The sequence below is a fragment of the Bradyrhizobium sp. 1(2017) genome (assembly GCF_011602485.2).
GTDB lineage: Bacteria > Pseudomonadota > Alphaproteobacteria > Rhizobiales > Xanthobacteraceae > Bradyrhizobium.
This window is the reverse complement of the sequence record NZ_CP050022.2, coordinates 1,322,484-1,349,267: the sequence shown is the minus strand read 5'-3', so window position 1 is coordinate 1,349,267 and position 26,784 is coordinate 1,322,484. Positions and strand designations below refer to the sequence as shown.

General features: G+C 65.4%; 19 protein-coding genes. 12 read left to right on the top strand and 7 right to left on the bottom strand.

Annotated features, from left to right (window positions below; all coding sequences use genetic code 11):
- The first annotated feature begins 239 nt into the window (after window positions 1-239).
- From HAP40_RS06425 to HAP40_RS06415, 3 genes are all read left to right on the top strand, one after another.
- Window positions 240-1,130 (top strand): N-formylglutamate amidohydrolase, encoded by an 891-nt coding sequence (locus HAP40_RS06425; protein ID WP_166818590.1) that lies wholly within the window; start codon window positions 240-242, stop codon window positions 1,128-1,130.
- A gap of 533 nt (window positions 1,131-1,663) precedes the next feature.
- Entirely contained in the window at window positions 1,664-2,446 is a 783-nt protein-coding gene (gene hisN / locus HAP40_RS06420) for a histidinol-phosphatase (RefSeq protein ID WP_166818591.1), read from the top strand.
- A 21-nt stretch (window positions 2,447-2,467) separates the two neighbouring features.
- Entirely contained in the window at window positions 2,468-3,472 is a 1,005-nt protein-coding gene (locus HAP40_RS06415; RefSeq protein WP_246741161.1) for a Bug family tripartite tricarboxylate transporter substrate binding protein, read from the top strand.
- A 592-nt stretch (window positions 3,473-4,064) separates the two neighbouring features.
- Here HAP40_RS06415 and HAP40_RS06410 read toward each other — a convergent pair.
- Window positions 4,065-4,955 (bottom strand): LysR substrate-binding domain-containing protein, encoded by an 891-nt coding sequence (locus tag HAP40_RS06410; protein WP_166818593.1) that lies wholly within the window; start codon window positions 4,953-4,955, stop codon window positions 4,065-4,067.
- Between the two features lie 140 nt (window positions 4,956-5,095).
- Here HAP40_RS06410 and HAP40_RS06405 point away from each other — a divergent pair, with 140 nt between their 5' ends.
- The gene (locus HAP40_RS06405; protein WP_166818594.1) at window positions 5,096-5,848 is read left to right on the top strand and encodes a sulfite exporter TauE/SafE family protein; all 753 of its coding nucleotides are present in this window, start codon (window positions 5,096-5,098) and stop codon (window positions 5,846-5,848) included.
- Window positions 5,849-5,854: 6 nt separating this feature from the next.
- On the opposite strand, the gene HAP40_RS06400 is transcribed toward HAP40_RS06405, so the two are convergent.
- Window positions 5,855-6,487 carry a LysE family translocator gene (locus HAP40_RS06400; RefSeq protein ID WP_166818595.1) on the bottom strand — a complete coding sequence of 211 codons (633 nt, stop codon included), beginning with the start codon at window positions 6,485-6,487 and terminating at the stop codon, window positions 5,855-5,857.
- 210 nt (window positions 6,488-6,697) lie between these two features.
- On the opposite strand from HAP40_RS06400, the gene HAP40_RS06395 reads away from it, so the two are divergent.
- Together HAP40_RS06395 and HAP40_RS06390 are read left to right on the top strand one after the other, a co-directional pair.
- On the top strand, window positions 6,698-8,494 hold the full coding sequence (locus HAP40_RS06395) for an adenylate/guanylate cyclase domain-containing protein (RefSeq protein ID WP_166818596.1): 1,797 nt from the start codon (window positions 6,698-6,700) through the stop codon (window positions 8,492-8,494).
- Between the two features lie 182 nt (window positions 8,495-8,676).
- Entirely contained in the window at window positions 8,677-11,448 is a 2,772-nt protein-coding gene (locus HAP40_RS06390) for a di-heme-cytochrome C peroxidase (RefSeq protein WP_166818597.1), read from the top strand.
- Between the two features lie 241 nt (window positions 11,449-11,689).
- On the opposite strand, the gene HAP40_RS06385 is transcribed toward HAP40_RS06390, so the two are convergent.
- A complete protein-coding gene (locus HAP40_RS06385) occupies window positions 11,690-12,637 on the bottom strand; it encodes an alpha/beta fold hydrolase (protein ID WP_166818598.1) in 948 nt (315 codons plus the stop codon).
- 220 nt (window positions 12,638-12,857) lie between these two features.
- Between HAP40_RS06385 and HAP40_RS06380 the strand changes: the two genes are divergently transcribed.
- Complete coding sequence (locus HAP40_RS06380; RefSeq protein WP_166818599.1) at window positions 12,858-13,322, top strand: Hsp20 family protein; 465 nt, start codon at window positions 12,858-12,860, stop codon at window positions 13,320-13,322.
- 236 nt (window positions 13,323-13,558) lie between these two features.
- Entirely contained in the window at window positions 13,559-14,329 is a 771-nt protein-coding gene (locus HAP40_RS06375) for an alpha/beta fold hydrolase (protein WP_166818600.1), read from the top strand.
- A gap of 141 nt (window positions 14,330-14,470) precedes the next feature.
- On the opposite strand, the gene HAP40_RS06370 is transcribed toward HAP40_RS06375, so the two are convergent.
- Window positions 14,471-15,235 (bottom strand): hypothetical protein, encoded by a 765-nt coding sequence (locus HAP40_RS06370; RefSeq protein ID WP_166818601.1) that lies wholly within the window; start codon window positions 15,233-15,235, stop codon window positions 14,471-14,473.
- 492 nt (window positions 15,236-15,727) lie between these two features.
- On the opposite strand from HAP40_RS06370, the gene gltB reads away from it, so the two are divergent.
- Both gltB and HAP40_RS06360 read left to right on the top strand, forming a co-directional pair.
- The gene (gltB, locus tag HAP40_RS06365; protein WP_166818602.1) at window positions 15,728-20,461 is read left to right on the top strand and encodes a glutamate synthase large subunit; all 4,734 of its coding nucleotides are present in this window, start codon (window positions 15,728-15,730) and stop codon (window positions 20,459-20,461) included.
- Between the two features lie 157 nt (window positions 20,462-20,618).
- A complete protein-coding gene (locus HAP40_RS06360; protein ID WP_166818603.1) occupies window positions 20,619-22,070 on the top strand; it encodes a glutamate synthase subunit beta in 1,452 nt (483 codons plus the stop codon).
- Window positions 22,071-22,284: 214 nt separating this feature from the next.
- Here HAP40_RS06360 and HAP40_RS06355 read toward each other — a convergent pair whose 3' ends face one another.
- Window positions 22,285-24,039, bottom strand: coding sequence for an outer membrane beta-barrel protein (locus HAP40_RS06355; protein WP_166818604.1), 1,755 nt, complete (start codon window positions 24,037-24,039; stop codon window positions 22,285-22,287).
- A gap of 191 nt (window positions 24,040-24,230) precedes the next feature.
- Between HAP40_RS06355 and HAP40_RS06350 the strand changes: the two genes are divergently transcribed.
- Window positions 24,231-25,238: a KpsF/GutQ family sugar-phosphate isomerase gene (locus tag HAP40_RS06350; RefSeq protein ID WP_166818605.1), complete on the top strand. Its 1,008-nt coding sequence runs from the start codon at window positions 24,231-24,233 to the stop codon at window positions 25,236-25,238.
- 74 nt (window positions 25,239-25,312) lie between these two features.
- On the opposite strand, the gene HAP40_RS06345 is transcribed toward HAP40_RS06350, so the two are convergent.
- Window positions 25,313-25,867, bottom strand: a complete 555-nt coding sequence (locus HAP40_RS06345) for a carboxymuconolactone decarboxylase family protein (RefSeq protein WP_166818606.1) — start codon at window positions 25,865-25,867, stop codon at window positions 25,313-25,315.
- Window positions 25,868-25,938: 71 nt separating this feature from the next.
- Between HAP40_RS06345 and HAP40_RS06340 the strand changes: the two genes are divergently transcribed.
- On the top strand, window positions 25,939-26,277 hold the full coding sequence (locus tag HAP40_RS06340) for a winged helix-turn-helix transcriptional regulator (protein WP_166818607.1): 339 nt from the start codon (window positions 25,939-25,941) through the stop codon (window positions 26,275-26,277).
- An 18-nt stretch (window positions 26,278-26,295) separates the two neighbouring features.
- Here the strand turns inward: HAP40_RS06340 and HAP40_RS06335 are convergent, their stop codons facing one another.
- On the bottom strand, window positions 26,296-26,739 hold the full coding sequence (locus HAP40_RS06335; protein WP_166818608.1) for an NfeD family protein: 444 nt from the start codon (window positions 26,737-26,739) through the stop codon (window positions 26,296-26,298).
- Window positions 26,740-26,784: the final 45 nt, after the last annotated feature.

Below are 26,784 nucleotides of genomic sequence, written 5' to 3'. Positions count from 1 at the left end.
GCGGGCTGCGCTGCCGGTTGTGAACCGGAATGCTGCGCGAATCAATCGAGCCGCATGGACGCTTCCCCACCTCCCTCTCTGCACGGTTAAGACGTGTTCCAACGCACCATCACATCTTTTCGCTTGGCAGAATGGTTGCGATTCCGGACAATGACGACACATAAGAGCCGCTCGATCGGCCGAATCAATGCGGTCTGGCCCCTGCCAGATTCCGGCGCGAAGGGACGAAGCCTGAGAAGATGACCCGGTTTGACGGCGAGACGTCGCCAGCCTTCGAGATCGTGGAGCCCGCGCAATGGCGCGCGCCGGTCATCTTCAACTCGCCTCACTCCGGCTCGACCTATCCGGACGAATTCCTGGCGGCCTCGCGGATCGACCTGCCGACGCTGCGGCGGTCCGAAGATTCCTTCATGGACGAGTTGATCGGCCATTTGAGCGAGCGCGGATTTCCGACCGTGCGGGTCAACTTTCCCCGCTCCTATGTCGACGTCAATCGCGAGCCCTATGAGCTCGACCCGCGCATGTTCACCGGCCGCCTGCCGAGCTTCGCCAACACCCGCTCGATGCGGGTCGCGGGCGGCCTCGGCACCATCCCGCGCGTGGTCGGCGACGGCCAGGAGATCTACCGTGACCGCATCATGGTCGACGAGGCGCTCTCGCGGATCGAGACGCTGTACAAGCCCTATCACCGCGCGCTGCGCCGGCTGATCAACAAGGTGCACCAGATGTTCGGCACCGTGGTGCTGGTCGACTGCCACTCGATGCCCTCCGTCGGCGTCAGCAGGGACGAGCCGCGCCGGCCCGACGTCGTGATCGGCGATCGCTACGGTACGAGCTGTACGCCGCTGCTCCCCGATCGCGTCGAGGAGACCATGACGGGGCTCGGCTATTCCATCGGCCGCAACAAGCCCTATGCCGGCGGCTTCATCACCGAGCATTACGGCAATCCGGCGAGCGGCCTGCACGCGGTGCAGCTCGAGCTCAATCGCGCGATCTACATGGACGAGCGGCGGCGCGAGCGCAGTCCGCGCTTTGCGCGCGTGGCGGCTGATTTCGGCGTCCTTGCCGACGTACTGGCGACCACGATCCCATTCGCCGATCTCGGCCCGTTCCAGACCGCGGCGGAATAGGTTCGAACGCTTGCGTGGTACCGGGGCGAGGCGCGAACGCGTTTCGCTTCGCAAGCTTGCGCGCACCAAAATGAAAACAGCAGCCCGACGAAAATAACGGCCCAAAGAAAAAAGGGCCGCTTCTAATGAAGAAGCGGCCCAAGTCTAGGGAGGAAACGCCCAAGGAGGGCAGCGGTAACGCCAAGCGCTACCGCACCGCAACAATATGCGACCGCGACGCACAAAGTGCAAGGGCTTTTGAGCCGTTTCCCATGCAATATGCACATGGCTCAGTTGCTTCCATGGAAACCCAGATTCAGTTTCTTTGATAAGGAAATTCAATGGGTTGATAGACGTTTGCATACGAACGAGGCATGTTCGGAACTAAGTTTTCAACGCTGTGATCGATATTTGGCCAGGAGATGACTGAGAAGAGGCAGCCGCCTGCGGCATTCAAAATACCAGGGAGCAATGCAAGACAGCGCTGCAAGATCCTGCCGAATTGAGCTAGGCAGGAGCGAGCTTCATCCGCCTTTCGCTTTCGAGGATTCGCCGTGACGGTGATCGACTTCTCCGCCTTCATCGGTCGGCTCGCCACCGCCTCCGGCGAAACCATCCTGCCGTTCTTCCGCACCTCGCTGTCGATCGACGACAAGAGCAAGACCAAGGATTTCGACCCCGTGACGGAAGCCGACCGTGCCGCGGAGGCGGTCATGCGGCGGCTGATCAAGGCCAACTTCCCCCAGCACGGCATCGTCGGCGAGGAATTCGGCAATGAGCGGGACGACGCCGACTATGTCTGGGTGCTCGACCCCATCGACGGCACGAAATCCTTCATCGGCGGCTTTCCGATCTGGGGCACGCTGATCGCGCTGCTGCACAAGGGCGCGCCGGTGTTCGGCATGATGCACCAGCCCTTCATCGGCGAGCGCTTCTCGGGCGACAACGGCTCGGCCAACTATAAAGGGCCCTCCGGCGAGCGCCGGCTCCAGGTCCGCCGCTGCGCCTCGCTGTCGGAAGCCACGACCTACACCACGAGCCCCCTGCTGATGAACGAGAGCGACCGCGCCATCTTCGGCCGCATCGAACAGGGCGCGCGGCTGTCGCGCTATGGCGGCGACTGCTACTCCTATTGCATGCTGGCCGCCGGCCATGTCGACCTCGTGGTCGAAACCGAACTGAAGCCCTACGACATCGCAGCGCTGATCCCGATCGTGACCGGCGCCGGCGGCATCGTCACCACCTGGGAAGGCAAGCCGGCCCAGAGCGGCGGCCGCATCATCGCGGCCGGTGACGCCAGGGTCCACGAAGAAGCGCTCAAGCTCTTGAACCAATAACAAAGCGAGCGGAGGGCTTGCATGACCGTCTCACGCAGGCTGCTCGTTGAATTGTTCTCGAGATTTTTCTTGGGATTTTTCTTGGGATTGTCCTTGCTTCTGCTGCCGACGCTCGCCTCCGCGCAGAATTTTCCGGCCAAGCCGATCAAGCTGATCGTGCCGTTCCCGGCCGGTGGGCCCAACGACATCATCGCCCGCGTGATCGGACAGCGCATGTCGGAGCTGTCGGGACAGCCGGTGGTGATCGACAATCGCGGCGGCCAGGGCGGCGTGCTCGGCACCGATGCCGTCTCCAAGGCCGCGCCCGACGGCTACACCATCGCGATCTCCTCTGCCGGTGCGCTCGCGATCAGCCCCAGCATGGAAAAGGTCGCCTACGACGCGCTCAACGACCTCACGCCGGTGACGCTGGTTGCGACCGTGCCGGAAATGCTCGTGGTCGCGACCAACGTGCCTGCCAAGGACGTCGGCGAACTGATCGCGCTCGCCAAGGCGCAGCCGGGCAAGCTCAACTTTGCCTCCTCCGGCCCCGGCAGCCTGCCGCATCTGGCCGGCGAATTGTTCAAGCTGACGGCCAAGATCGACATCGTGCACGTGCCCTATCGCGGCGCCGCGCCCGCAGTAAATGACTTGTTGGGCCAGCAGGTGCAGATGACGTTTCTCGACCTGCCGGTGCTGCTGCCGCAGGTCAAGGCCGGCGCCTTGCGCCCCATTGCGGTCGGCTCGGCCGGGCGCGCACCGACCGCGCCTGACGTGCCGACCACCGCGGAAGCCGGCTTTGCCGATCTGCGCATCGAGAACTGGTACGGAATGGTTGCGCCCAAGGGCACGCCGAAGGAGGTCGTCATCGCGCTGCACGGCCTTGCGACGAAGGCGATGGCGGATCCCGCGGTGAAGGAGAAGCTCGCCGCCCAAGGCGCGACGCTGGTCGGCGACGAGCCGGAACACTTCCGCGCATTCATCGCGGACGAGACCAGGAAGTGGGCGAAAGTGATCAAGGACGCCGGGATAGAGACGGCGAAGTAGGACCGGGCGCCGCCCAAGCATCGCCGCGTTCCCTCGTTTTGCCTAGGCCCGCCGTTGCTGAACCGGGATCGTGCTTAGCATCCCTTGCAGATGCTCTTGATCTTCCGATCGGCCTGTGAGTTCGCCGAGCTCTCCGAGCGGATCTGGTCATCGCCCTGCAACGAGGGACCGGGCGTGACCGTCCCATCGATCCGGCCGATATTGGTGCCACCGGCCGGATTGCCGGGCCGCCCAACTGTCGTCGATCCCCGCGGACCAGCGCCACCGCCCGATTGAGCCGTGCCGGCGGCGTTGGTTCCGGGAGCGGTCCCAGACGAAGCGCCACCCCCGCCGCCCTGCCCTGATGCTGGACCAATGGAAGCGCTTGCCAGCACAGCGACCAGCACGAGGCCGGTTACGCGCGTCGAACGACTCGCATTGTGCGTGTTCCTGGACATGGTTTGCTCCTGGCTCGTGTCGCCAACTGGGCAATGAGGCAAGGCTGCGACCGTTCCCGGGCCGATCGCCGCAGCGGCACATGAATGCCAACGCCACACGGAAGGACCGATTTTGACTCGGTGGGTCAGCAATGCCGCGAGCGCGGCGCTCCGGCTCACACCGCCTCCGCCCTCAGATGCTCCACCAGCATCTTGGCCGGTCGCGGCAGCGCCTTGAAGCTGCGCGCGCAGATCACGAGCCTCCGGTTGGCGAAGGCATCGCGCAGGCGGACCATCGCGAGCGGCATGGTCCTGGCACAGCGGCGGGCGGCGGCCTCGGGCACGAGCGCGACGCCGACATCGGCGGCGACCATCTGGCAGATCGCGTCGAAATCGCGCAGCCGCGCGCGAAAATGCGGGCGCATGCCGAGCCGCGCCGCATGTTTCGAGATGTGCATCTGGAGTGCGGTGGCGCTGGTCAGGCCGACGAAGTCACATGCTCCCGCCTCCTGAAAGTCGATCTGGCGGCGGCCGGCGAACGGGCCGCGTTTCGATGTCACCAGTGTCAGGCGGTCCTCGCTGAAGACGAAGCGCTCGATATGCTCGGGCAACACGTGCTCGGCGGCGAAGCCGAGATCGGCGGCACCGGCGGTGATCGCCGCCGCGATGTCGGTGCTCTCGCGTTCCTCGATGTCGATGGCGACATCGCGATGCTCGCGCAGGAAGCCGGCGAGCGCCTTCGGCAGGTGCTCCGACAGGCCCGACGTGTTGGCGAGGAAATGCACGCTGGCGCGCACGCCGCTGGCAAAGCCGGCGAGATCGCCGCGCATGGCGTCGATCTGGTGAATGACCAGCCGCGCATGATCGAGCAGGCTCTCGCCGGCTGCGGTCAATTCGACGCCGCGCCGGCCGCGCTTGAGCAGCGCGACGCCGAGCGCGTCCTCGAGCCCCTTGATGCGCGCGCTGGCCGAGGCCAGCGCCAGGTGCGAGCGCTCCGCGCCGCGGGTGATGCTGCGCTGGTCGGCGACCGCGATGAAGAGCTGGAGGTCGACGAGGTCGAAGCGCATCGCAGGCCGTTCTCTCGTTGTTGGAGCATGATCTTGTCGGAAAAACCTTTCCGGATCATGCTTGAGCCTTCGTCTGGAACGAAGGCACTCTCCGTAACCTCCAGATTGTGCCGGCGCGCGGCTTCGGTCAATGTGCTGATATGATCGACCCGCTGCTCATCCTCATCGCCGCCGTCTTCCTCCTGGCCGGATTCGTCAAGGGCGTGGTCGGGCTCGGCCTGCCGACCGTGTCCATGGGCCTGCTCGCGGTGAGCATGGCCCCCAGCCGCGCCATCGCCATCGTCATCGTGCCGGCCATCGTCACCAACATCTGGCAGACCTTCGTCGGCCCTCATCTGCGCGACATCCTGAAGCGGCTGTGGCCGCTGATGATCGGCACCGTGATCGGGTGCTGGCTCAATGCCGGCGCACTGACCGGCCCGCATGCACGCTACGGCACGATCGTGCTCGGCGCGCTGCTCATTCTCTACGCCGTGATCGGCCTGAACAAATTCCAGTTCCGCGTCGCGCCCGAGAACGAGAAATGGGTCGGCGGCGTGGTCGGTGTCGTCACCGGCATGATCTCGGCCTCGACAGGCGTGCAGGTGATCCCCTCGATGCCGTTCATGCAGGCGATCGGCATGGAGAAGGACGAGTTGGTCCAGGCGCTCGGCGTGTTCTTCACGACGGCGACGCTGGCGCTCGCCTTCAACCTGACCGCCGTCGGATTGCTGACGCCCGCCAATGCCGTGCCGGGCGCCGTGGGGATGGCCATGGCCTTTGCCGGCATGTTCATCGGCCAATCGGTGCGGGCACGGATGCCGGCGGAAGCCTTTCGCCGCTGGTTCCTGATCGCGATGATCCTGCTCGGCCTTTATCTCGCCGGCAGCGCCGTGCTGAAGGAATTTGCCTGAAGGAAGTTACCGCGTCTCCAGCATGGCGACGCGGATGCCGAGATAGACGAACAGGCCGCCGAGCGCACGGTTGACCCAGGCGATCGCGCCCTCGGATCTCCGCAAGCGATGGGCGGCCCTGGCCGCGAACGCCGCCACCACCAGGCACCACAGCGTTCCCGTCGAGATGAAGATCAGGCCGAGCGTCAGGAAGGCGAGCGGCTTGTGGGCTGAATCGGCTGCGACGAATTGAGGCAGGAAGGCCAGGAAGAACAGTGCGACCTTGGGATTGAGCGCGTTGGTGAAGACGCCCTGGAGGAAGACCCGCCGCAGCGAGCTCTGCACTGGCTCGTCGATGGCCGAGGCCAGCGCCGGGCGCGACCACAGCATCTGAAGTCCCGTCACGACGAGATAGGCCGCGCCGACCAGCTTCAGGATCGAGAACGCCGTCGATGAGGCCATCAGCAGGGCCGAAAGGCCGATCGCCGCTGCCGCGACGTGGAAAAAGCAGCCGCAACTGATGCCCAGTGCGGCAGCGGCGCCGCCCCGCCATCCCATCTGCATGCTGCGGCCGATCACATAAACCGTATCCGGCCCCGGCGTGATGTTGAGCAGCACGCCCGACAGGATGAAGAGCCAGATTTCGTGAATGCCCAGCATGCGAGGTCTCCCCGATCAGCCCTGAACCGGCTTATTTGGTTCGCCCCTCCCCGTCCACTGCCGCAATTGCGGGGGATTTGCCTCGAATTTGCAATGCGATCATGCTGTCGCGCGGCCTCATCTGCTCTATAAAGGCATGGTTCTTGAAATGCGGGATTGGGAAGACTGCCACGCCGTGGCCGGTCCTCGATCCGTTGGAGCTCCCGGGACATGGAAAGACGTCTGGCTGCCATCGTCTGCGCCGATGTCGCCGGCTATTCGCGCATGATGGGCAGCGACGAAGCCGGCACCCATGCCGCCTTCAAGGCCCATCGCAGCGCGATCCATCCCATTATCCTCAATCACGGCGGCCGCGTCGTCAAAAACACCGGCGACGGCTTCCTGCTGGAGTTCGCCTCGATCGTCGGTGCCACAGAAGCCGCGATCGCCATGCAGACGCTGATGGCGGAGCGCAACCGGCATCTGCCCGCCGACCGCGCCATGCAGTTCCGGCTCGGTATCCACATGGGCGACGTCATCGCCGACGAGGACGAAGTATTCGGTGACGATGTCAACATTGCCGTCCGCCTGGAATCGGTGGCGAGCCCCGGTGGCTTCGCGATCTCGGCCAAGGCTCATCGCGAGGCGAGCAAGCATCTCACCGTGAATCTCACCGATGCCGGCAACCACCGCTTCAAGAACATCAAGGACACAGTCGGGGTCTGGACCTGGACGCCCGAAGGCGCGCCGGCGCTGGCCCCCGAGCTGAGGGAGGCGTCCGCGCTGTCGCAGCAGTACCGCACCGCGATCGTCGGCGTGCTGCCCTTTGCCAATCTCAGCGATGCCCAGGACGAATATTTCTCCGATGGCCTCACCGAGGATCTGATCCACGCGCTGTCATTGCAATCCTTCTATCGTGTGCTGAGCCGCAACTCGACCTTCGCCTTCAAGGGCAGGAACACCAGCACCCGGCTGATCGCGCGCGAGATCGACGCCAGCTATCTGATCCAGGGTTCGGTGCGGCGCGCCGGCGCAAAGATCCGCGTCACCGCCGAGCTGATCGCGCCGGAGACCGGTGAACAGCTGTGGACCGGCCGCTACGACCGCGACATCGGCGACCTGTTCGCGATGCAGGACGAGATCACGACGAATCTGTCCGCCGCCATCGCCACCGAAATCGTCCGGGCCGAGGCCTCGGCGCCGGCACGGCTCTCGACCGACGTCAGCGCCTGGGACCGCTTCCTCAAGGGCCTGTCGCATTACTACCGGCAGACCAAGGAGGATCTGGCCGCTGCCGTCGACCTGTTCCGTGAGGCCATCCGGCTCGATCCCAAACTGTCGATTGCGCACGCCTATCTCGCCACGATCCAGATCCAGAGCATCCAGTTCGGCTGGGTGAAGGGCACGCGGGAGATGTGGGCCGAGGCAATGAACCTGGCTGAGACCAGCGTGCGGCTCGACCCGCGCTCCTCCTTCGCGTTCTCGATCCTGTCCTGGGCTCACGGCATGGAAGGCCATTACGAGGCCGCGATGGACGCCGCGAAGCGCGCGGTCGCCCTCAACCCTTATGACAACGGCGCGCGCGGGGTGCTCGGCATCTGCCATTTCATCGTCGGCGAGCACCGCGAGGCAATTGAGCTGTTCTCGATGGCGTCGCAGCGCGACAACAGCGACCCGCGCTATCAATGGGCGGCGCTGAACGCCTTCAGTCACTACCTGTTGCGCCAATATGACGCGACCCTGTCATGGGCCCGCGAGCAGCTCTACATCAATCCGAACCACATGCAGGCGCTGGCGATCCGCTCTGCGGCATTGGCCCAGATGGGACGGAGCGACGAGGCAAGCGAGGCCGTGGGCGTGCTGATGGGAAACTATCCAACCCTCAACGTCGACAGGCACTTGCGCAACTTCCACTGGAAGCGGCCGGAGGACATCGCCCATTACCGCGAGGGGCTGCTCAAGGCCGGCGTGCCGCTCGGCAAGCTGACCCTGGTGCAGAGCGACATCAAACGCGCCGCCGAGTCCTGAACGGCAGGTCAGGAGCGGTCCTTTGGCGGCCTCACGCTCGCTCTTGTTGACGTGACAGTGAAATGGGCCACACTTCGCCACATCCTGAAGTAGTATATTGTGCTGTCGGTTTGTTAGCACTTTCCGCGCTTTAACGGCGCACCTGCCGCATTTCACGATTCGCTGTTTTCAGGATTTGGGCCATGAACGATGCCGCCTCGAAGCCTCCCTTCGACCCCTCGATCCCGGTCTCGCCGAACAATCCATGCCCGTTCCTGCGCGGCCTCGTCGGTGAAGGTTTCGTCGAGGGTGGGACCGTCCCGCTGAACACGCTGTCGCAGACCATCGCAAATGCGACCGGCGAAACGGGGCTTAAGAAGAGCTCGGCCCGCATCCAGGTTCGCGGCGTTGCACTCATCGCCAACGGTCTCGGTCATATCCTCAAGAGCCTCTGGTCGGGCGCCCGGCTCGACGCGCTGCGCGGCGGTCCGCTCGACAAGCGCGGCGCCGGCTCGCGCATCCTCGGCGTCGACGGCAAGGTCAACGAGGACGAGATCGCGCGGCTCGCGAGCTTCGGCCGCATCTATACCGACCCGAACACCGGCAGCAGCGAGCCCGGCCTCAACGCCGCGGAAATCAAGTCCTTCATGGGCGACAACCTCAAGCGCGCCGGCAGCGCCGCGCGCTGGTACTACCCGCTGCTGATGAAGTTCGAATGGCCGATCCTTTTGAAGATCATCGGCAAGGGCAAGCAGAACGAGGAGCGTTATCTCAGCGTGGCCGACGTGCGCACGCTGTTCGAGGAGCGCAAATTCCCCGATCGCATCAACCAGCGGATCGTCTCGCAGCCGCTGCTGTCGACCTGCCAGCTCCGCTTTCGCTGGGCCGCCGCGCTCGCGGCGTTCGTTATCGGCCTTGGCCTCGTCACCCTGGTGGCCGTCGCCGAATTCCCCAACCAGGTCCGCGCCATGCTGCCCCAAAAGGGCGTGCTCGTGAATCTGCTGCCGCCGCCTTTGCCCGCGGTCCCCGAAACGAAGGCCGCCTTCTGGCTCGAGCAGAACTGGTCGCTGAAGGACCGGCACTGGTTCCACCATGCCAGTCAGGGCACCGCGACGTTCCCGGTGCCCTACGAGTGGTTCGTGGCGCTCGAGCAGCCGCGGCTTCATCTGTTCTCGAAGCCGGGCATGATGAAGGACAGCGCCTATCTGGAGCGCTTCGGCTTCATCCCGAGCCCGCAGTCGATCCAGACCGACACGGCGACGCTGCGCCGCTTCGGCTACGCCAATGTCTACGAGACGACGCAGGTGTCGGACTGGTCGACGCGATGGACGCCGGCGGAGAACGTCGATGGCCTGCCGGTCGGCTTCGCGCGCATGACCGGTGTCGTCGATCCTGCGACCGGCCGCCGCGACGACGACATGATCGGGCTGACCTGCGCGGCCTGTCATACCGGCCAGATCCATTATCAGGGCGTCGACGTCCGCTTCGACGGCGGCGCCGCAATGACCGACCTGAAGAAGCTCGAACTCGCGACCGGCCTGTCGATCGCCTACACCCTCTACGTTCCGTTCCGCTTCCAGCGCTTTGCCGACCGCGTGCTCGGCCCCGATGCCAGCGAGACGAACCGCGCCGCGCTCAAGCAAAAGCTCGGTGCGATCGGCGGCTTCCTGATCGACTGGGCCAAGACTTACGAGAAGACGATCGAGGGCAAGAAGACCTGGGACGACAAGCAGCAGCAGGACACCGAGGAAGGGTTCGGCCGCCTCGACGCCCTCAACCGCATCGGCAACCAGGTCTTTTCGCAGGACCTCGAGATGAGCGGCATCAAGGGATTCGAGAAGAACCTGCATGCCCAGGACGCGCCGGTCAGCTACCCCGCGATCTGGACGGTGCCGTGGTTCAAGTTCGCGCAGTACGATGCCTCGATCGAGCAGCCGCTGATCCGCAACGCCGGCGAAGCCCTCGGCGTTACGGCGCTGCTCAACCTGTCCGACGCCTATCCCGAGGACAGGCTGTGGCGCTCCTCGGTGAACTTCAGGACGCTCGGCTGGATCGAGGACATGCTGAGAGGCCCCGATCCATTCAAGTCAGCCGATCCTTCCGGTCCGAAGTTCGGCGGTCTGCTCGCGCCGAAATGGCCCTCGCAGATCCTCGGCGACGCCTGGAGGCTGAAGCCCGACCGCGTCGAGCGCGGCCGCGCCATCTACGCCGAGATGTGCTCCGGCTGCCATTTGCCGGCCATCGACACGCCGGCCTTCTGGTCGTCGAAGCGTTGGGAGCCGAGCGGCGACAGCAAGGTGCTGAACGCGGTGACGATCCCGCTCGACGAGATCAAGACGGATCCCGAGCAGTCGCTCGTTCTCAGCAAGAGGACAATCGATGTCCCCGGCTTCCTGAAGGTGAACACGGCCGACCTCCAGACATGGTGGCAATGCGACATCCCGACCGCGAGCAAATCGCCCAACGAGATGGTCTATGCGCTCGGCCTCATGACGGTGGTCGATCTCGTCGCCCGCAAATGGATGGACGACGAGAAAATCCCGGAGCCCGAACGGGCGCAAATATGGAATCTGGCGCGCAAGAACTGTCTCAATCCCGCGCCTGATCCGCGCTATCGCGCGCGGCCGCTGAACGGCATCTGGGCCACGGCGCCTTACCTGCACAACGGTTCGGTGCCTTCGCTGTACTGGCTGCTGAAGCCGGCGAGCGAGCGCCCGCAAAAATTCTGCATGGGCCGCCGCGACTACGACCCTGACACCGTCGGTTTCGCAGTCACGGCCAACGAACCTTGCAAGACGGGAGAAACGGTGTTCTCGGCGACCGGATCTGACGGCAAGCCGATCCAGGGCAACAGCGTGCTCGGCCATTCCTTCGAGCGCAAGGACGGCGAGCCGAAACGCCCCGGCGTCATCGGCCGCATGTTCAAGGACGACGCCGAGCGTTACGATCTGATCGAGTATCTGAAGACGCTGTGAGCTGCCTACATCGTCATCGCGAAGGAAGCGACTTGTCCGCCGAAGCCTTGACTTGTCCGCCGAAGCCTTGGCGAAGGCGGAAGCAATCCAGACTGCCTTAGCAGAGCCGTCTGGATTGCTTCGTCGCAAGAGCTCCTCCCAATTATGGAGAATGAGGATCCTCCGCAGACCCAACCTTCACCGCCATCCCCGGAAACGACCCCTCACTCCAAGCGGGGCGAGGGAGCGCACCGCCGCCGCCTCACTTGAACAGCGGCGTGCCCGGCACGAAGGCGTCGAAGGCGGCCCAGAACTGGGAGCGGTAACGGTCCTGCTCCTGCAGTATCTCGTGCTTCGAGCCCGCGATGACGAGGTGTGAGCCGGCGCGCAGATGATAGGCGAACTCCTCGATCGCCGCGGTCGAGACCACGGTGTCGTTGGAGGCCGCCAGCATCAGGATCGGCTGGCGGATCTGGGAGGGGTAGTTCATGCCCTTGAAGGTTTGCATCGCGCTGAAGGCAGCGTCGGCCCAGGCGACCGTCGGTGACGCCAGCCCCAGCGTCGGGTCCTCCTCCAGGATCGCGGCATTGCGCGCATAGCGCACGGGATCGCTGGTCAGGGGATTGTTGATGAAGGGATCGAGCCCGGTGATACGGCTGCTGCCGCCGGGGACATACCGTCCGCCCTGCCCGAACAGCCGCATCGCCTTCAGAAGCGCGCGGGCCGGAAACGACGTGGTCCGGCCGGGCAGGTCGATCATCGGCGCCGACAGCACCATGCGATCGAACCAGCGCTTGCCGGCATGCGCGATGCGCAGCAGCACGGTGCCGCCCATGGAATGGGCCAGCGCGAAGAAGGGCGGCGGGCAATCCGGCAGCACCACCTGCTGCACGAAGGTCTCGACGTCGACCTCGAAATCGGCGAAGTCGCGCACATAGCCCTTGCGCGGGTCGCGCAGGCGGCGCGAGGAATGGCCCTGCCCGCGCCAGTCGATCATCGCCACCGCGAAGCCGCGATCGCGCAGGTCGCGCACGGTCTCGAAATACTTCTCGATCTGCTCGCTGCGTCCGGTGAAGACGCAGACGGTGCCCTTGCGGCCCGCCGGAGGCGCCCAGCGCGCAAAGCGCAGCTCGGCGCCATCGGGGGTCTTGATGGTGCCGCTGACGACGTTTTCGGGAACGGGATTGGACGGAATCGAGACCAGCGTCATTTGTGCGTGCTTGGGCGCGAAGTGCTGCAAATCAAGGGGCGGGAGCGCCGAAAAGGCGCTTGCTGCCGCCCTCTTGAACGCCGTCTCGGTTCACCCATATCACCTTCGTGCAGGCCGCTACCAGTGTTTCGGAACCGGAACATCAGGCTGCACACAGACGAAAGCCCGGCCCGATTGGCGGGCGGGTTACTTGAACAGTCGCTCAATGGAGGACTTGACCATGCGTAGCTATGATCTCACCCCGTTCTATCGTTCCACCGTCGGCTTCGACCGCCTCTTCAACCTGCTTGACCAGGCCGGTTCGGACGGCAGCCCCGGTTATCCCCCCTACAACATCGAGCGCACCGGCGAGAACGCCTACCGCATCACCGTTGCGGTCTCGGGCTTCGCCAAGGACGAGCTCTCCATCGTCGCGAAGGAAAACACGCTGACGATCAAGGGCGACAAGGTCGCCAACGAGAACTCGAAATCCGAAGTGCTCTATCGCGGCATCGCCGCGCGTGCCTTCGAGCGCGCCTTCCAGCTTGCCGATTTCGTGCAGGTGAAGGACGCCTCGCTTGAGAACGGCCTGCTTCACGTCGATCTCGTCCGCGAGATTCCCGAAGCCAAGAAGCCGCGCCAGATCGCGATCAACGCCGGCGCCCCGAAGGCGCAGGTGATCAAGAGCTCGGCACAGGCCGCTTAAACCGCACGCCACGTCCAGGTTGCGAAAACGCCCCGGTGCCCCCGGGGCGTTTTTTGCTTTCAGCGCGCTCTCCCCATCGTCGTCCTGGCGAAAGCCGGGACGACATCGATTGCCGGGCAGCCTTCTTCCAGGACTTTATACCATTGCACCGCATCACAGACTGGTGAGCGGCGTAACGCCGCCGCTCTACGCTCCGTCCTTTGGGCATCGAACCCAAGACAACACGGAGAACGATCGTGACCTTCTGGCGCAGCTTTTTCGTCGCCGCGAGCCTGCTGGCGGCTCCCCTCGGCTTCGCTCACGCCCAGACACCGCAGACGGTGAAGGCGACGAACGTCGTGCTGGTGCACGGAGCCTGGGCCGACGGCTCGAGCTGGTCGGAGGTGATCCCGATCCTGCAGGCTGCGGGCCTGCACGTGACCGCCGTGCAGAATCCGCTGTCGTCGCTTGCGGACTCCGTTGAGGCGACCCGGCGCGCACTGGCCGAGCAGGACGGACGGACCGTCCTGGTCGCGCATTCCTGGGGCGGCACCGTGATCAGCCAGGTGGGCACAGATCCCAAGGTCACCGGTCTCGTTTATGTCGCCGCACGCGCGCCCGACGCCAACGAGGATTTCGTCGCGCTGTCGAAGCAGTTTCCAGCCGGACCGGCCCGCGCCGGAATCGTCGAGCGCGACGGCTACACAAAACTCTCGGAAGAGGCCTTCCTGAAGTACTTCGCCAATGGCGTGAAGGCGGAGCAGGCCAAGGAGCTTTATGCGGTGCAATGGCCGACCGCCGCTTCGATCTTCGCCGGCCGCACCACGGAAGCCGCCTGGCACAGCAAGCCGAGCTGGTACGCGGTGTCGAAGAACGACTACACCATCAATCCCGATTTCGAGCGCTTCCTCGCCAAGCGCATGAACGCCACCACGGTCGAGCTCGACGCCGGCCACCTCTCGCTGGTGTCGCATCCGAAAGAGATCGCGAAGCTGATCCTGGACGCAGCGGGGTATGGTCGAAGCTGAGGCGATGACGGAATGCAAAGGGCGCCTGAAATCTCAGGCGCCCTTTGTTTTGCTCGACTGTCTCCAGGACCGCTGTCGGTCCTGCGTTCGCAGGGACGACAGCGGGCGTGTTGCTGGCGCCGTCGCGTCAAATTCAGAGCGCTAATCCAGCCCCTGTGCAGCGGGCATGTCCTGTGTCGGCAGGATCGTCGGCGCGGGCTTGGCCTGGCCGACGGTGGGCGCGGCCTCGGCAGGCTTGGCCTGCACGGCCGCGGCCTGCTGCGTGGGCTGTGCCTGTGCAGGTTGCGGCGCCTGGGCCTGTTGCGCCGTGAGCTCGACCGGCTTGGCCGCGACCGGCGTCTCGCTGCGGCGCGGGGCGACCTTCGGCAGCGGCACGGTGCGGCTTGCCACGTGCGGTATCGAGGCCGGCGGGCGCGGCGGGCCGCTGCGGACCGCGGTCGGCGGCGGCAGCGCGCTTTGCGGGCCGTAGGGCGCGACCGCGGGCTCGTCATAGGCGGGCGCCATGCCATAGGCGTCGGCGGCGGGCATGAAGCGCAGGATTCTCCCGTCGCTGGCGTCGATCACCAGCCGGCCGTTGTCGCCCCGGCGGTCGATTACCGCAATGGTGTAGACCCTGCCGCGCAGGCGCGGGATTCCGAGTGGCAAGAAACCATTGTCGCGCAGCACGGCATAGACCTCCGTGGACGGCAGTAGTTGCGGGGCCGGACCGCGTTCCTCATAGCCGTAGCCATAGCCGTAACGCGGCGGCGGGGCCGGCGCGGCCTCCGGCGGCGCGTAGGGCCCGTCGAAATCCGACACCGCGATAAAGGCCCCTCCCGTGATACCGTTGGCGGGAACCTGCGCGTATCCGGCACTCGCAGCCAGCACCAGCGCGGCGGCGGCCACACATCCTGTGAAAAACTTCATCGTCGAGACGCTCCTGTCAGGCCTCCGGATTGCCGCCATCTTTCGCTTCTCGCGGCGTGGCGCGTCTTCCGAAGGGTTGATCCGAAGCTTCATTTGCGATTTCGGCGTCCGCGGGGCCGGATCAGGGCGCGTTTGCTTCAAAAACGGGGCTGCGCAACTTTTGGAAAGCGATTGATTGACAGATCGGGAATCGGGACTTCCGCACGCTTGTGTGCTAGACAAAAATTTGGCAAGGTGATGGTTAGGACAGGAAGACTGTCTCAATTTTGCTTGCGATTCCGGCATAGGGATTGCAGCGAGAACCGGTGCTCTCGAGCGCCGGGAAGGTAGCAGGCAAAGCCGTTCTCGGGGACGTAGAACGCCTAGGCCTGAATTTAAGAAAATGCGGCTCGCTAGCGGACGAGCGGTGACCCAGAGGCGGGTGCCGCGGAACGCCCAAGGTGCGCCGAAGATGGCGGTGAGGCAGCTTGCCGCATGGAGAGGATTGGAACAATGAACGGGTCGCAATTCGAGCGCGCAAACATCGTGGCAGAAGAGCTGTCGGCGACGGTCGCCTCGAAAACGACTGATCCGATTCAGGAGCACAATTCGCGCCCCAAAGCCGAAGGCCTTTACGATCCCGCGCTCGAGAAGGATTCCTGCGGCGTCGGCTTCATCGCCAACATCAAGGGCAAGAAGTCGCACGAGATCATCTCGGACGCGCTAAGTATCCTGTGCAATCTCGAGCATCGCGGCGCGGTCGGCGCCGACCCGCGCGCCGGCGATGGTGCCGGCATTCTGGTGCAGATCCCGCACGCCTTCTTCAGTCGCAAGGCGGCCGAGCTCGGCTTCAAGCTGCCGGCGCCCGGCGAATACGCCATCGGCGCCTTGTTCATGCCGCGCGACACCGCCTGGCGCAACGTCATCAAGAGCATCATCGCCGACCAGATCAAGGAAGAGGGCCTGACCCTGCTCGGCTGGCGCGACGTGCCGACCGACAATTCCTCGCTCGGCGTCACCGTGAAGCCGACCGAGCCCGCCTGCATGCAGGTGTTCATCGGCCGCAACGGCACCGCCAAGTCCGAGGACGATTTCGAGCGCCACCTCTACATCCTGCGCAAGTCGATCTCGCAGGCGATCTACCAGCGCCGCGACCGCGGCCTTGCAGGCTATTATCCCTGCTCGCTGTCGTGCCGCACCGTGATCTACAAGGGCATGTTCCTCGCCGACCAGCTCGGCAAGTACTATCCCGATCTGCACGAGCAGGATTTCGAGAGCGCGCTCGCGCTGGTTCACCAGCGCTTCTCGACCAACACCTTCCCGGCGTGGTCGCTGGCGCATCCCTACCGCATGATCGCGCATAACGGCGAGATCAACACGCTGCGCGGCAACGTCAACTGGATGGCAGCGCGGCAGGCCTCGGTCAGCTCCGAGCTCTACGGCAAGGACATCAACCGGCTCTGGCCGATCTCCTACGAAGGCCAGTCGGACACCGCCTGCTTCGACAACGCGCTCGAATTCCTGGTGCAGGGCGGCTACTCGCTGCCGCACGCCGTCATGATGATGATTCCGGAGGCGTGGGCCGGCAATCCCCTGATGGACGAGAAGCGCCGCGCCTTCTACGAGTATCATGCCGCGCTGATGGAGCCGTGGGACGGCCCCGCCGCGATCGCCTTCACCGACGGCCGCCAGATCGGCGCCACGCTGGACCGCAACGGCCTGCGGCCCGCGCGCTATCTCGTGACCAAGGACGACCGCATCGTGATGGCGTCCGAGATGGGCGTGCTGACGATCCCCGAGGACCAGATCATCACCAAGTGGCGCTTGCAGCCCGGCAAGATGCTGCTGGTCGATCTCGAGCAGGGCCGCCTGATTCCCGACGACGAAATCAAGGCCGAGCTCGCCAAGAGCCATCCCTACAAGGAGTGGCTGGAGCGGACCCAGATCGTGCTGGAAGAGCTGCCGAAGGTGCCGACGACAGGCGTGCGCTCGAACCTGTCGCTGCTCGATCGCCAGCAGGCGTTCGGCTACAGCCAGGAAGACATCTCGATCCTGATGACGCCGATGGCGTCCACCGGCGAGGAAGCCGCGGGATCGATGGGCAACGACACGCCGATCTCGGCGCTGTCGGACAAGGCCAAGCCGCTGTTCACCTACTTCAAGCAGAACTTCGCGCAGGTCACCAACCCGCCGATCGACCCGATCCGCGAGGAGCTGGTGATGAGCCTCGTCTCGATCATCGGGCCGCGGCCGAACCTGTTCGATCTGCAGGGCATGGCCACGACCAAGCGCCTCGAAGTGCGCCAGCCGATCCTGACCGATGCGGATCTGGAAAAGATCCGCTCGATCTCGGAAGTCGCGGAGTCCCACTTCAAGTCGCGCACGCTGGACACCACCTTCCACGCCGGTCTCGGCGCGGCCGGCATGGACCAGGTGCTGGACGAGCTCTGCGCGCGCGCCGAGAGCGCGGTGCGCGAGGGCGTCAACATCATCATCCTGTCCGATCGCATGGTCGGCACCGACCGCGTGCCGATCCCGGCACTCCTCGCCTGCGCCGCCGTGCATCATCATTTGATCCGCGTCGGACTGCGCACCTCGGTCGGCCTCGTCGTCGAATCCGGCGAGCCGCGCGAAGTGCATCACTTCGCCTGCCTTGCCGGCTACGGCGCGGAGGCGATCAATCCCTATCTCGCGTTCGAGACCATCATCGCGATGAAGGACCGCCTGCCCGGCTCGCTCGACGACTACGAAATCGTCAAGCGCTACATCAAGTCGATCGGCAAGGGCCTGCTCAAGGTGATGTCCAAGATGGGCATCTCGACCTACCAGTCCTATTGCGGCGCGCAGATCTTCGACGCGGTCGGCCTCAAGGCGGACTTCGTCGCAAAATTCTTCGCCGGCACGCACACCCGTGTCGAGGGCGTCGGCCTTGGCGAGATCGCCGAGGAAGCCGTGCGCCGCCATGCCGACGCCTTCGGCGAGGCTCAGGTCTACAAGAGCGCGCTCGACGTCGGCGGCGAATATGCCTATCGCAGCCGCGGCGAGGACCACGCCTGGACCGCCGAGTCGGTCGGGCTGCTCCAGCATGCCGCGCGCGGCAATTCGCAGGAGCGCTATCGCGCCTTTGCCAAGATCCTCAACGAACAGTCGGAGCGCCTGCTGACGCTGCGCGGGTTGTTCCGGATCAAGAACGCGGACGAAGAGAAGCGCAAGCCCGTGCCGCTCGACCAGGTCGAGCCGGCCAAGGACATCGTCAAGCGCTTCGCCACCGGCGCGATGAGCTTCGGCTCGATCTCGCGCGAGGCGCACACCACGCTCGCGATCGCCATGAACCGGATCGGCGGCAAGTCGAACACCGGCGAAGGCGGCGAGGAAGCCGACCGCTTCAAGCCGATGCCGAACGGCGATTCCATGCGTTCGGCGATCAAGCAGGTCGCCTCGGGCCGCTTCGGCGTCACCACGGAGTATCTCGTCAACTCCGACATGATGCAGATCAAGATGGCCCAGGGCGCCAAGCCCGGCGAAGGCGGCCAGTTGCCCGGCCACAAGGTCGATGCGACCATCGCGAAGGTCCGGCACTCGACGCCGGGCGTCGGCCTGATCTCGCCGCCGCCGCATCACGACATCTACTCGATCGAGGATCTGGCGCAGCTCATCTACGATCTCAAGAACGTCAACCCGACCGGTGACGTCTCGGTCAAGCTCGTCTCCGAGATCGGCGTCGGCACGGTCGCCGCGGGCGTCGCCAAGGCGCGCGCCGACCATGTCACCATCGCGGGCTTCGAGGGCGGCACCGGTGCTTCGCCCCTGACCTCGATCAAGCATGCCGGCTCGCCGTGGGAGATCGGCCTCGCCGAAACCCATCAGACGCTGGTGCGCGAGCGGCTGCGCAGCCGCATCGTGGTCCAGGTCGACGGCGGCTTCCGCACCGGACGTGACGTCGTGATCGGCGCGCTGCTGGGCGCCGACGAGTTCGGCTTCGCCACCGCGCCGCTGATCGCGGCCGGCTGCATCATGATGCGCAAGTGCCACCTCAACACCTGCCCGGTCGGCGTCGCCACCCAGGACCCCGTCCTGCGCAAGCGCTTCACCGGCCAACCCGAGCACGTCATCAACTACTTCTTCTTCGTTGCCGAGGAAGTCCGCGAGATCATGGCGAGCCTCGGCTTCCGCACCTTCAACGAGATGGTCGGCCAGGTTCAGCTGCTCGACCAGACCAGGCTGGTCGCGCACTGGAAGGCCAAGGGCCTCGACTTCTCCAAGCTGTTCGTCAAGCAGAAGGAAGAGAAGGGCCAGAAGATCTATCACTCCGAGCGCCAGAACCATCATCTGGAGGCGGTGCTCGACCGCACGCTGATCGAGAAGGCGACCCCTGCCCTCGACCGCGGCGCGCCGGTGAAGATCGAGGCCGCGATCAACAGCACCAACCGCTCCGCGGGTGCGATGCTGTCGGGCGCGGTCGCCAAGATCTACGGCCATGCCGGCCTGCCGCACGACACCATCCATGTCAGCCTCAAGGGCACCGCCGGCCAGGCGTTCGGTGCCTGGCTCGCCCATGGCGTCACCTTCGAGCTCGAGGGTGAAGGCAACGACTATGTCGGCAAGGGCCTCTCGGGCGGCAAGATCATCGTCAAGCCGCCGCGTAACGGCGGGATCGTGCCGGAAGAGAGCATCATCGTCGGCAACACCGTGATGTACGGCGCGATCGAGGGCGAGTGCTACTTCCGCGGCATCGCCGGCGAACGCTTCGCCGTGCGCAATTCCGGCGCCGTGGCGGTGGTCGAGGGCGCGGGCGATCATTGCTGCGAGTACATGACCGGCGGCATCGTGGTCGTGCTCGGCAAGACCGGGCGCAACTTCGCGGCCGGCATGTCCGGCGGCATCGCCTATGTGCTCGACGAGACCGGCGACTTCGACAAGCTCTGCAACCTCAGCATGGTCGAGCTCGAGCCAGTGCTGTCGGAAGAGCTGATCAACGCCGGCACCTACAACCACTCCGGTGACCTCGAGGCACATGGCCGGGTCGACGTGTTCAAGAACCTGCTCGATTCCGACGTCGAGCGTCTGCACGTCCTGATCTCGCGCCATGCGAAAGCGACCGGCTCCAAGCGCGCCGCCGACATCCTTGCCAATTGGAAGGAATGGCTGCCCAAATTCCGCAAGGTGATGCCGGTCGAGTACCGGCGCGCGCTGCGCGAAATGGCCGCCAACGCGGACGCCGAGCCGAAAATCGCGATCGGGGCGTAGCCAAGAAGGCCTCATGGTCAGGAGGCGCAATAGCGCCGTCTCGGACCATGAGACCACCATCCGGGCCTTCATCCTTCGAGACGCGGCGCAAAGGGCGCCGCTCCTCAGGATGAGGAGTGAGAGAATAAACGACTAAGCGGCAGGGACTTCGGGTTTAATGGGCAAGATCACGGGTTTTCTCGAAATCGAACGGCACGACCGCAAGTACACCCCGGTCGCCGAGCGCGTGAAGCATTACAACGAGTTCGTCGTTCCCCTCTCCGAGAAAGAGGTGCGCGACCAGGCCGCGCGCTGCATGAATTGCGGCATCCCCTATTGCCATGGCACCGGCTCGGTCGCGCCCGGCACGCCCGGCTGCCCGGTCAACAACCAGATCCCCGACTGGAACGACCTCGTCTATCAGGGCAATTGGGAAGAAGCCTCGCGCAACCTGCACTCGACCAACAATTTCCCGGAGTTCACGGGGCGCATCTGCCCGGCGCCGTGCGAAGCGTCCTGCACGCTCAACATCGACGACAACCCCGTCACCATCAAGACCATCGAATGCGCGATCGTCGACCGCGCCTGGGACAATGGCTGGCTGAAGCCGGAAGTCGCCGCCGAGAAGACCGGCAAGAAAGTCGCCGTGATCGGCTCGGGCCCGGCCGGCATGGCCTGCGCACAGCAATTGGCGCGCGCCGGCCACGACGTGCATCTGTTCGAGAAGTACGCCAAGGCCGGCGGTCTGCTGCGCTACGGCATCCCCGACTTCAAGATGGAGAAGGGCGTCATCGACCGCCGCGTCAAGCAGATGGAAGGCGAAGGCGTCACCTTCCACTACAACAGCCATGTCGGCGCTGACGGCAATGTCGATCCGCGCGAGATGCTCAACGAGTATGACGCGGTGGCGCTGACCGGCGGTGCGGAAGCCCCGCGCGACCTGCCGATCCCCGGCCGCGAACTCGCGGGCATCCACTACGCCATGGATTTCCTGCCGCAGCAGAACCGCCGCGTCTCCGAGGAGCCGCTCGGCGGTGTCCAGGAGATCCTGGCCGGCGGCAAGCATGTCGTCGTCATCGGCGGCGGCGATACCGGATCTGACTGCATCGGCACCTCGCTGCGCCAGGGTGCGCTCTCGGTGACCCAGCTCGAGATCATGCCCGCCCCGCCCGAGCGCGAGAACAAGGGCCTGACCTGGCCGAACTGGCCGCTGAAGATGCGGACGTCCTCCAGCCAGGCCGAAGGCGCGGTGCGCGAATTCGCCGTGCTGACGCAGAAGTTCTCGGGCGAGAACGGTAAGGTCAAGAAGCTGCACTGCGTCCGCGTCGACGACAAGTTCAAGCCGATTGCCGGCACCGAGTTCGATCTCGACGCCGAGCTGATCCTGCTCGCGATGGGCTTCGTCCACCCCGTGCACGAGGGCCTGCTCAAGCTGCTCTCGGTCGAGCTCGACCCACGCGGCAACGTCAAGGCCAACACGCTGGACTACCAGACCTCGCGCCCGAACGTGTTCACCGCCGGCGACATGCGCCGCGGCCAGTCGCTGGTGGTGTGGGCGATCCGCGAGGGCCGGCTGTGCGCGCGGTCGATCGACACGTTTTTGATGGGGAAGACGGACCTGCCGCGCTGAGTTTGAGCAGCGCCGCGAACAGCTCGCAGGCAGATAAACTTTCCGCTGTCGTCCTGGCGAAAGCCAGGACCCATACCGCGGAATCTATCGATGAGCAGGCGGTTGCAGTCCCGAACGCCAAGTCTTCGCCAAACTACTCCCTGGGGGAATGGGTCCTGGCTTTCGCCAGGACGACAGCTGAGGGCTTGGCTCCGGCTATAGCCCATCGCCTCCGCTAATTCTGCAGCCTCACCCCCAGCAGCATCACCGTCCCCTGCGAGCTCGCCGACGCCACATTCGAATCCAGGATATCGTGGCGAAGCGTGCCCTTGATCCAGACGTTGCGGTTGAGCTTGTAGATCAGATTGCCTTCGAGCGAGTAGGTTTTGTCGTTGCGGTTCTGGTTCTGGTAGTCGTACGTGCCGTAGGTGAACTTGCCGACGGCGGTGAGCCAGCGGCGGAAGTCGTGGTCGACTTCGGCGGCGTAGGTGCGCACCAGCACGCCGGAGGAGCCGGGAATCGTGGTCTCGTTGATCTGCGTGTCGGTGAAGAGTTTCACCGTGGTGAGGCCGCTCGCATTCCAGATCAGCGAGCCCGTGGTGAGGAAGCCCGCGAGCTGGCTGAGACGCGGGTCGGTATAGTTGCGCGCGGAATAGCCGACCGAGATCTCGCCGGTGAGGATGCGCGAGAACTCGAAGGACGAGCCGACCTTGGCGTAGCCCCCGTTGGAATCGCGGAAGAAGCCGTTGCGATCGGCGGCCTGGTCGTGCACGCGGGTGTCGCCCTGGATCTCGACGAAGGGCTTGAGGCCCGGTTTCAGGTCGTAGGAAAACCGTCCGACGCCGCCATATTGATTGAAGTCGCGGTCGGTGTTGGCGAAGGTCGAGCCGTCGGTGAGCTTTGAATCGGTGTAGGCGGTGCGATCGACGGTGGCGCCGGCCGCGACCTGGAAACGGTTGAAGGTCTGGTCGAAGCCGACGGTCGTCCCGTAGGTGGCATAGACCGGATATTTTTGCAGGCCGGCCTGCACGTTCGGGCTGCCGGGATTGTCGGTGGCGAGCCGCAGGCGCAGCTGCGAGAGCAGCTTGAAATCGCGGCTGACGTCGAGCCGGCCATCGACATGGCCGGTGAAATCGGGACGATTGGCCTCGACCGGCGACGGCGAGGCGAAGCCGTCGATCGTCGCCGGCATGTTGTTGGTGTAGCCCGAGAACGAGCCGCGCAGATCGGCGACCAGCGCATGGCGCTCCCAATCAGACACCACGAGGAGATCGGGTGCGACCACATAGGCGGGCGACCCCACGGGCTTGTTGAGGCGCGTCGGGTTGGTGTCGTAGCCCGCGGAAAGCTCGAGCCCGCCCTTGATCAGGAAACTGCCGGCGTAGTCGCCGACCGCGCCGAACGGATCCTCATCCAGCTTGAGGCGGCGACGCAGCGGCTGGCCGGGCACGTTGCCTGCCATGGCCGGCGGCACCGGCACCTTGTGCGCGGTTTCGGACGGCGGCGGTGCGATGCGCGGCGGCGTGAGCGTGCGCTCCGGCGTTTCCGGCGGCGCCTTCGAGCCGGGGCCAACCGGGCGCTTCGGCTTGGGCTGACCGGGATAGAGCTTGGGCTGCTGCCGCTTGCGGTTGAGCGAGTCGTAGCCGGAGCCGCTCGCGCCATTGGCGGCGGGCAGGCCATAGGTCGGCACCGGAGCGGTTGCGGTTTGGCCGGGGCGCGAGCTTGCCGGGGCCTGCTGCCGTCGGCGCAGATCGCTGGGATCGGGCAGCGTCGGCAGTGCATCCGACGGCGCCTGCGGCACGCCGGCGGTGCGGCGCGTCGGCAGCGTCTCGGGCGAGGCGAAGCCGCCGCGGTTGGGATTGAACAGGTCTGGCGTGAGGCTCTGGGCGCCCACCGGCGCGCTCTCGAGGACCGTCAGCACGAGGCACGGCAAAGCGGCGCGCAGGAAATGCGCGCGCTGGCTCCGGCCCCTGCCTGGAGACGACCCCACGATGGAAGAACTCCAACGAAATCAAACACTTCATGACAGACTCCCACCGGTTGACGGGAACCATCGTTAATGGAGTTAAAACAATTATGGTTAATGACCCGTTGAGGGGGTTGGCGGACGCGTCGCCTCCACGGCGGCGGCGTGCTAAGCAGGCGCCAACGGGCGAACGCCCCTCCTCCCTGGACCTGAGCATGCCGAGTTCGAAACCGCTGATGACCGCATCATCCGGCTCCATCCCTGACAGCGTCGAATCCGCGCTCCGCACGCTGGAGACGGAGAGCGGCGGCATCAACGCGCTCGCCGCCGCCCTGCGCGGCCCGCTGGGCGCGACATTTGCGAAAGCCGTGGACCTGATCCGCAACGCCAAGGGCCGCGTCATCGTCACCGGGCTCGGCAAGTCCGGTCACATGGGCCGCAAGATCGCGGCGACGCTGGCCTCGACCGGCACCCCCGCTTTCTTCGTGCACACGGCCGAAGCCGGCCATGGCGACCTCGGCATGATCACGACCGACGACGTCATCATGGCGCTGTCCTGGTCCGGCGAGCAGCCGGAGATGAAGAACCTCGTGAACTATTCGGCGCGCTTTGCGATTCCCATGATTGCAGTGACCTCGAGCGCCGCGTCCTCGCTGGGACAAGCCGCCGACATCGTGCTCGAGCTGCCGAAGGCGCGCGAGGCCTGCCCGCACAACCTGGCGCCGACCACCTCGACGCTGATGCAGGCTGCGATCGGCGATGCCATCGCGATCGCGCTGCTCGAAGGCCGCGGCTTCACCGCGCTGGAGTTCGCGCACTTCCACCCCGGCGGCAAGCTGGGCGCGATGCTGAAATTCGTCCGAGACTACATGCGCACGGGCGAGGAAATCCCGGTCAAGCCGCTCGGTACCAAGATGTCGGACGCCGTGGTCGAGATGTCGGCCAAGGGGCTCGGCTGCGTCTGCATCATCGATGATGCCGGCGCCATCGCGGGCATCATCACCGACGGCGACCTGCGCCGCCACATGCGGCCGGACCTGTTGACGGCGTCGGTCGACGACATCATGACCCGGCAGCCCAAGACGGTGCCGCCCTCGATGCTCGCGACCGAGATGATCGAGGTGCTGAACACGCGCAAGATCACCACGCTGGTCGTGACCGAAGCCGGCAAGGTGGTCGGCATCGTGCATCTGCACGATCTGTTGCGGGCGGGCGTGGCGTAGGCGTTTGTCCGTCATCCCGGGGCATCGCGAAGCGGTGAGCCCGGGATCCATCTCGCTCCGAGGTCGCCGCGCGGTTAGGCCTGCGGAAACCGCGCCGCGTTCTCCTCCAGCGGCAATCTCAGCCCGTTCGCCAGATACGACACGGTGCGATAGAAGCCGCAGAGCAGCATGATCTCCAAAATCTGCGCCTCGTCGTAATGCGCCGACAGCGCGGCGAATTCCTCATCATCGAGCGTCGCGCGGTGATGCAATGCGTCCACGGCTGCGACGAGCGCCCGCTCGGCCGGCGACCAGCACGCCGACGCCGCATCGCCCAGCACCGTCGCGCGCACGTCATCCTCGGTGAGCTTTGCCGGCCCGGCAAAGATCGCGACATGCACACCCCATTCATACTCGCACCTGTTCAGTGCGCAGGTACGGTCGATGACGATCTCGCGCTGGCGCAGCGAGAGCGGGCCCGGATCAAGAAGCCCGCCGGCGCGAAACTTGTCCCAGGCGCGACCGTGGCCCGCCATCACCCGGAACAACACCAGCGGCGGCGCTCCGCGCATGATGCGATCGAACTGCTGTTGGATCTCCGGGGGATAAGGCGGGGTGAGCGGCGCGATGCGGGGCACGAGCTGGGACATGAACCCTCTCCATTGCTACAATTATCGTAGCAATACGCTACATTATTTGTAGCATGACGCAAGGGGCGACGATGGCGAAACGGGCAGCATCAGGAGAACGCGGCGTGCGCGGCTCGCGCACGGGACGGCCCATCATGGCGTTGCTCGACCTGCTCGGCCGGCGCTGGAGCCTGCGGATATTGTGGGAGCTGCGGGATGAGCCCCTCACCTCGCGCGCACTGCGCACGGCGTGCGACGAGGCTTCGCCGACAGTGCTGCAGGCGCGGCTGACGGAGCTGCGCGAAGCGGGGTTCGTGGAGCTGGGCGAGGCTGGCGGCTACGGGCTGACGCCGCAGGGCCGGGAATTGTGCGAGACGTTCATGCCGCTGCACAGGTTTGCGGAGCGGTGGCGCAGCAAGAGCGGTGCCTGAGCTCGCAATGACGGTGGACTAAGCCGCAGCCACAGTCAGGTTCGCACCGTCCACCTGCACCACCTTCACGCGCGTCCCCGCCGGCGTGTCCGGACCGGCCACGCGCCAGACCGTGTCGCCGATGCGGACGGTGCCTGAGCCGTCGATGATCGGCTTCTCCAGCGTGAACTCGCGCCCGAGCAAGGCCTCGGTGCGCTTGTTGAGGAAGGGGCTGGCGCTGGCGTCCGGCTTGGGCCGGGCGAGGCGGCGCCACACCGGCACCGCAGCGGCGGCGAAGACCGCGAACATCACGAGCTGGAGCTGCCAGGACACGGCAACGGTGAACGAGATCAGGCCGACCAGCAGCGCAGCCAACCCGAGCCAGAACAGGAAGATGCCCGGCGCCAGCACCTCCAGCGCCATCAGGACGAAGCCGAAGATCGGCCAGTTCCAGGTGCCCAAGGATACGAACATGTCGGTCATGACACGACCTTCTATCATGGCGCAGCCCCTGTGGAGGGGCATGCG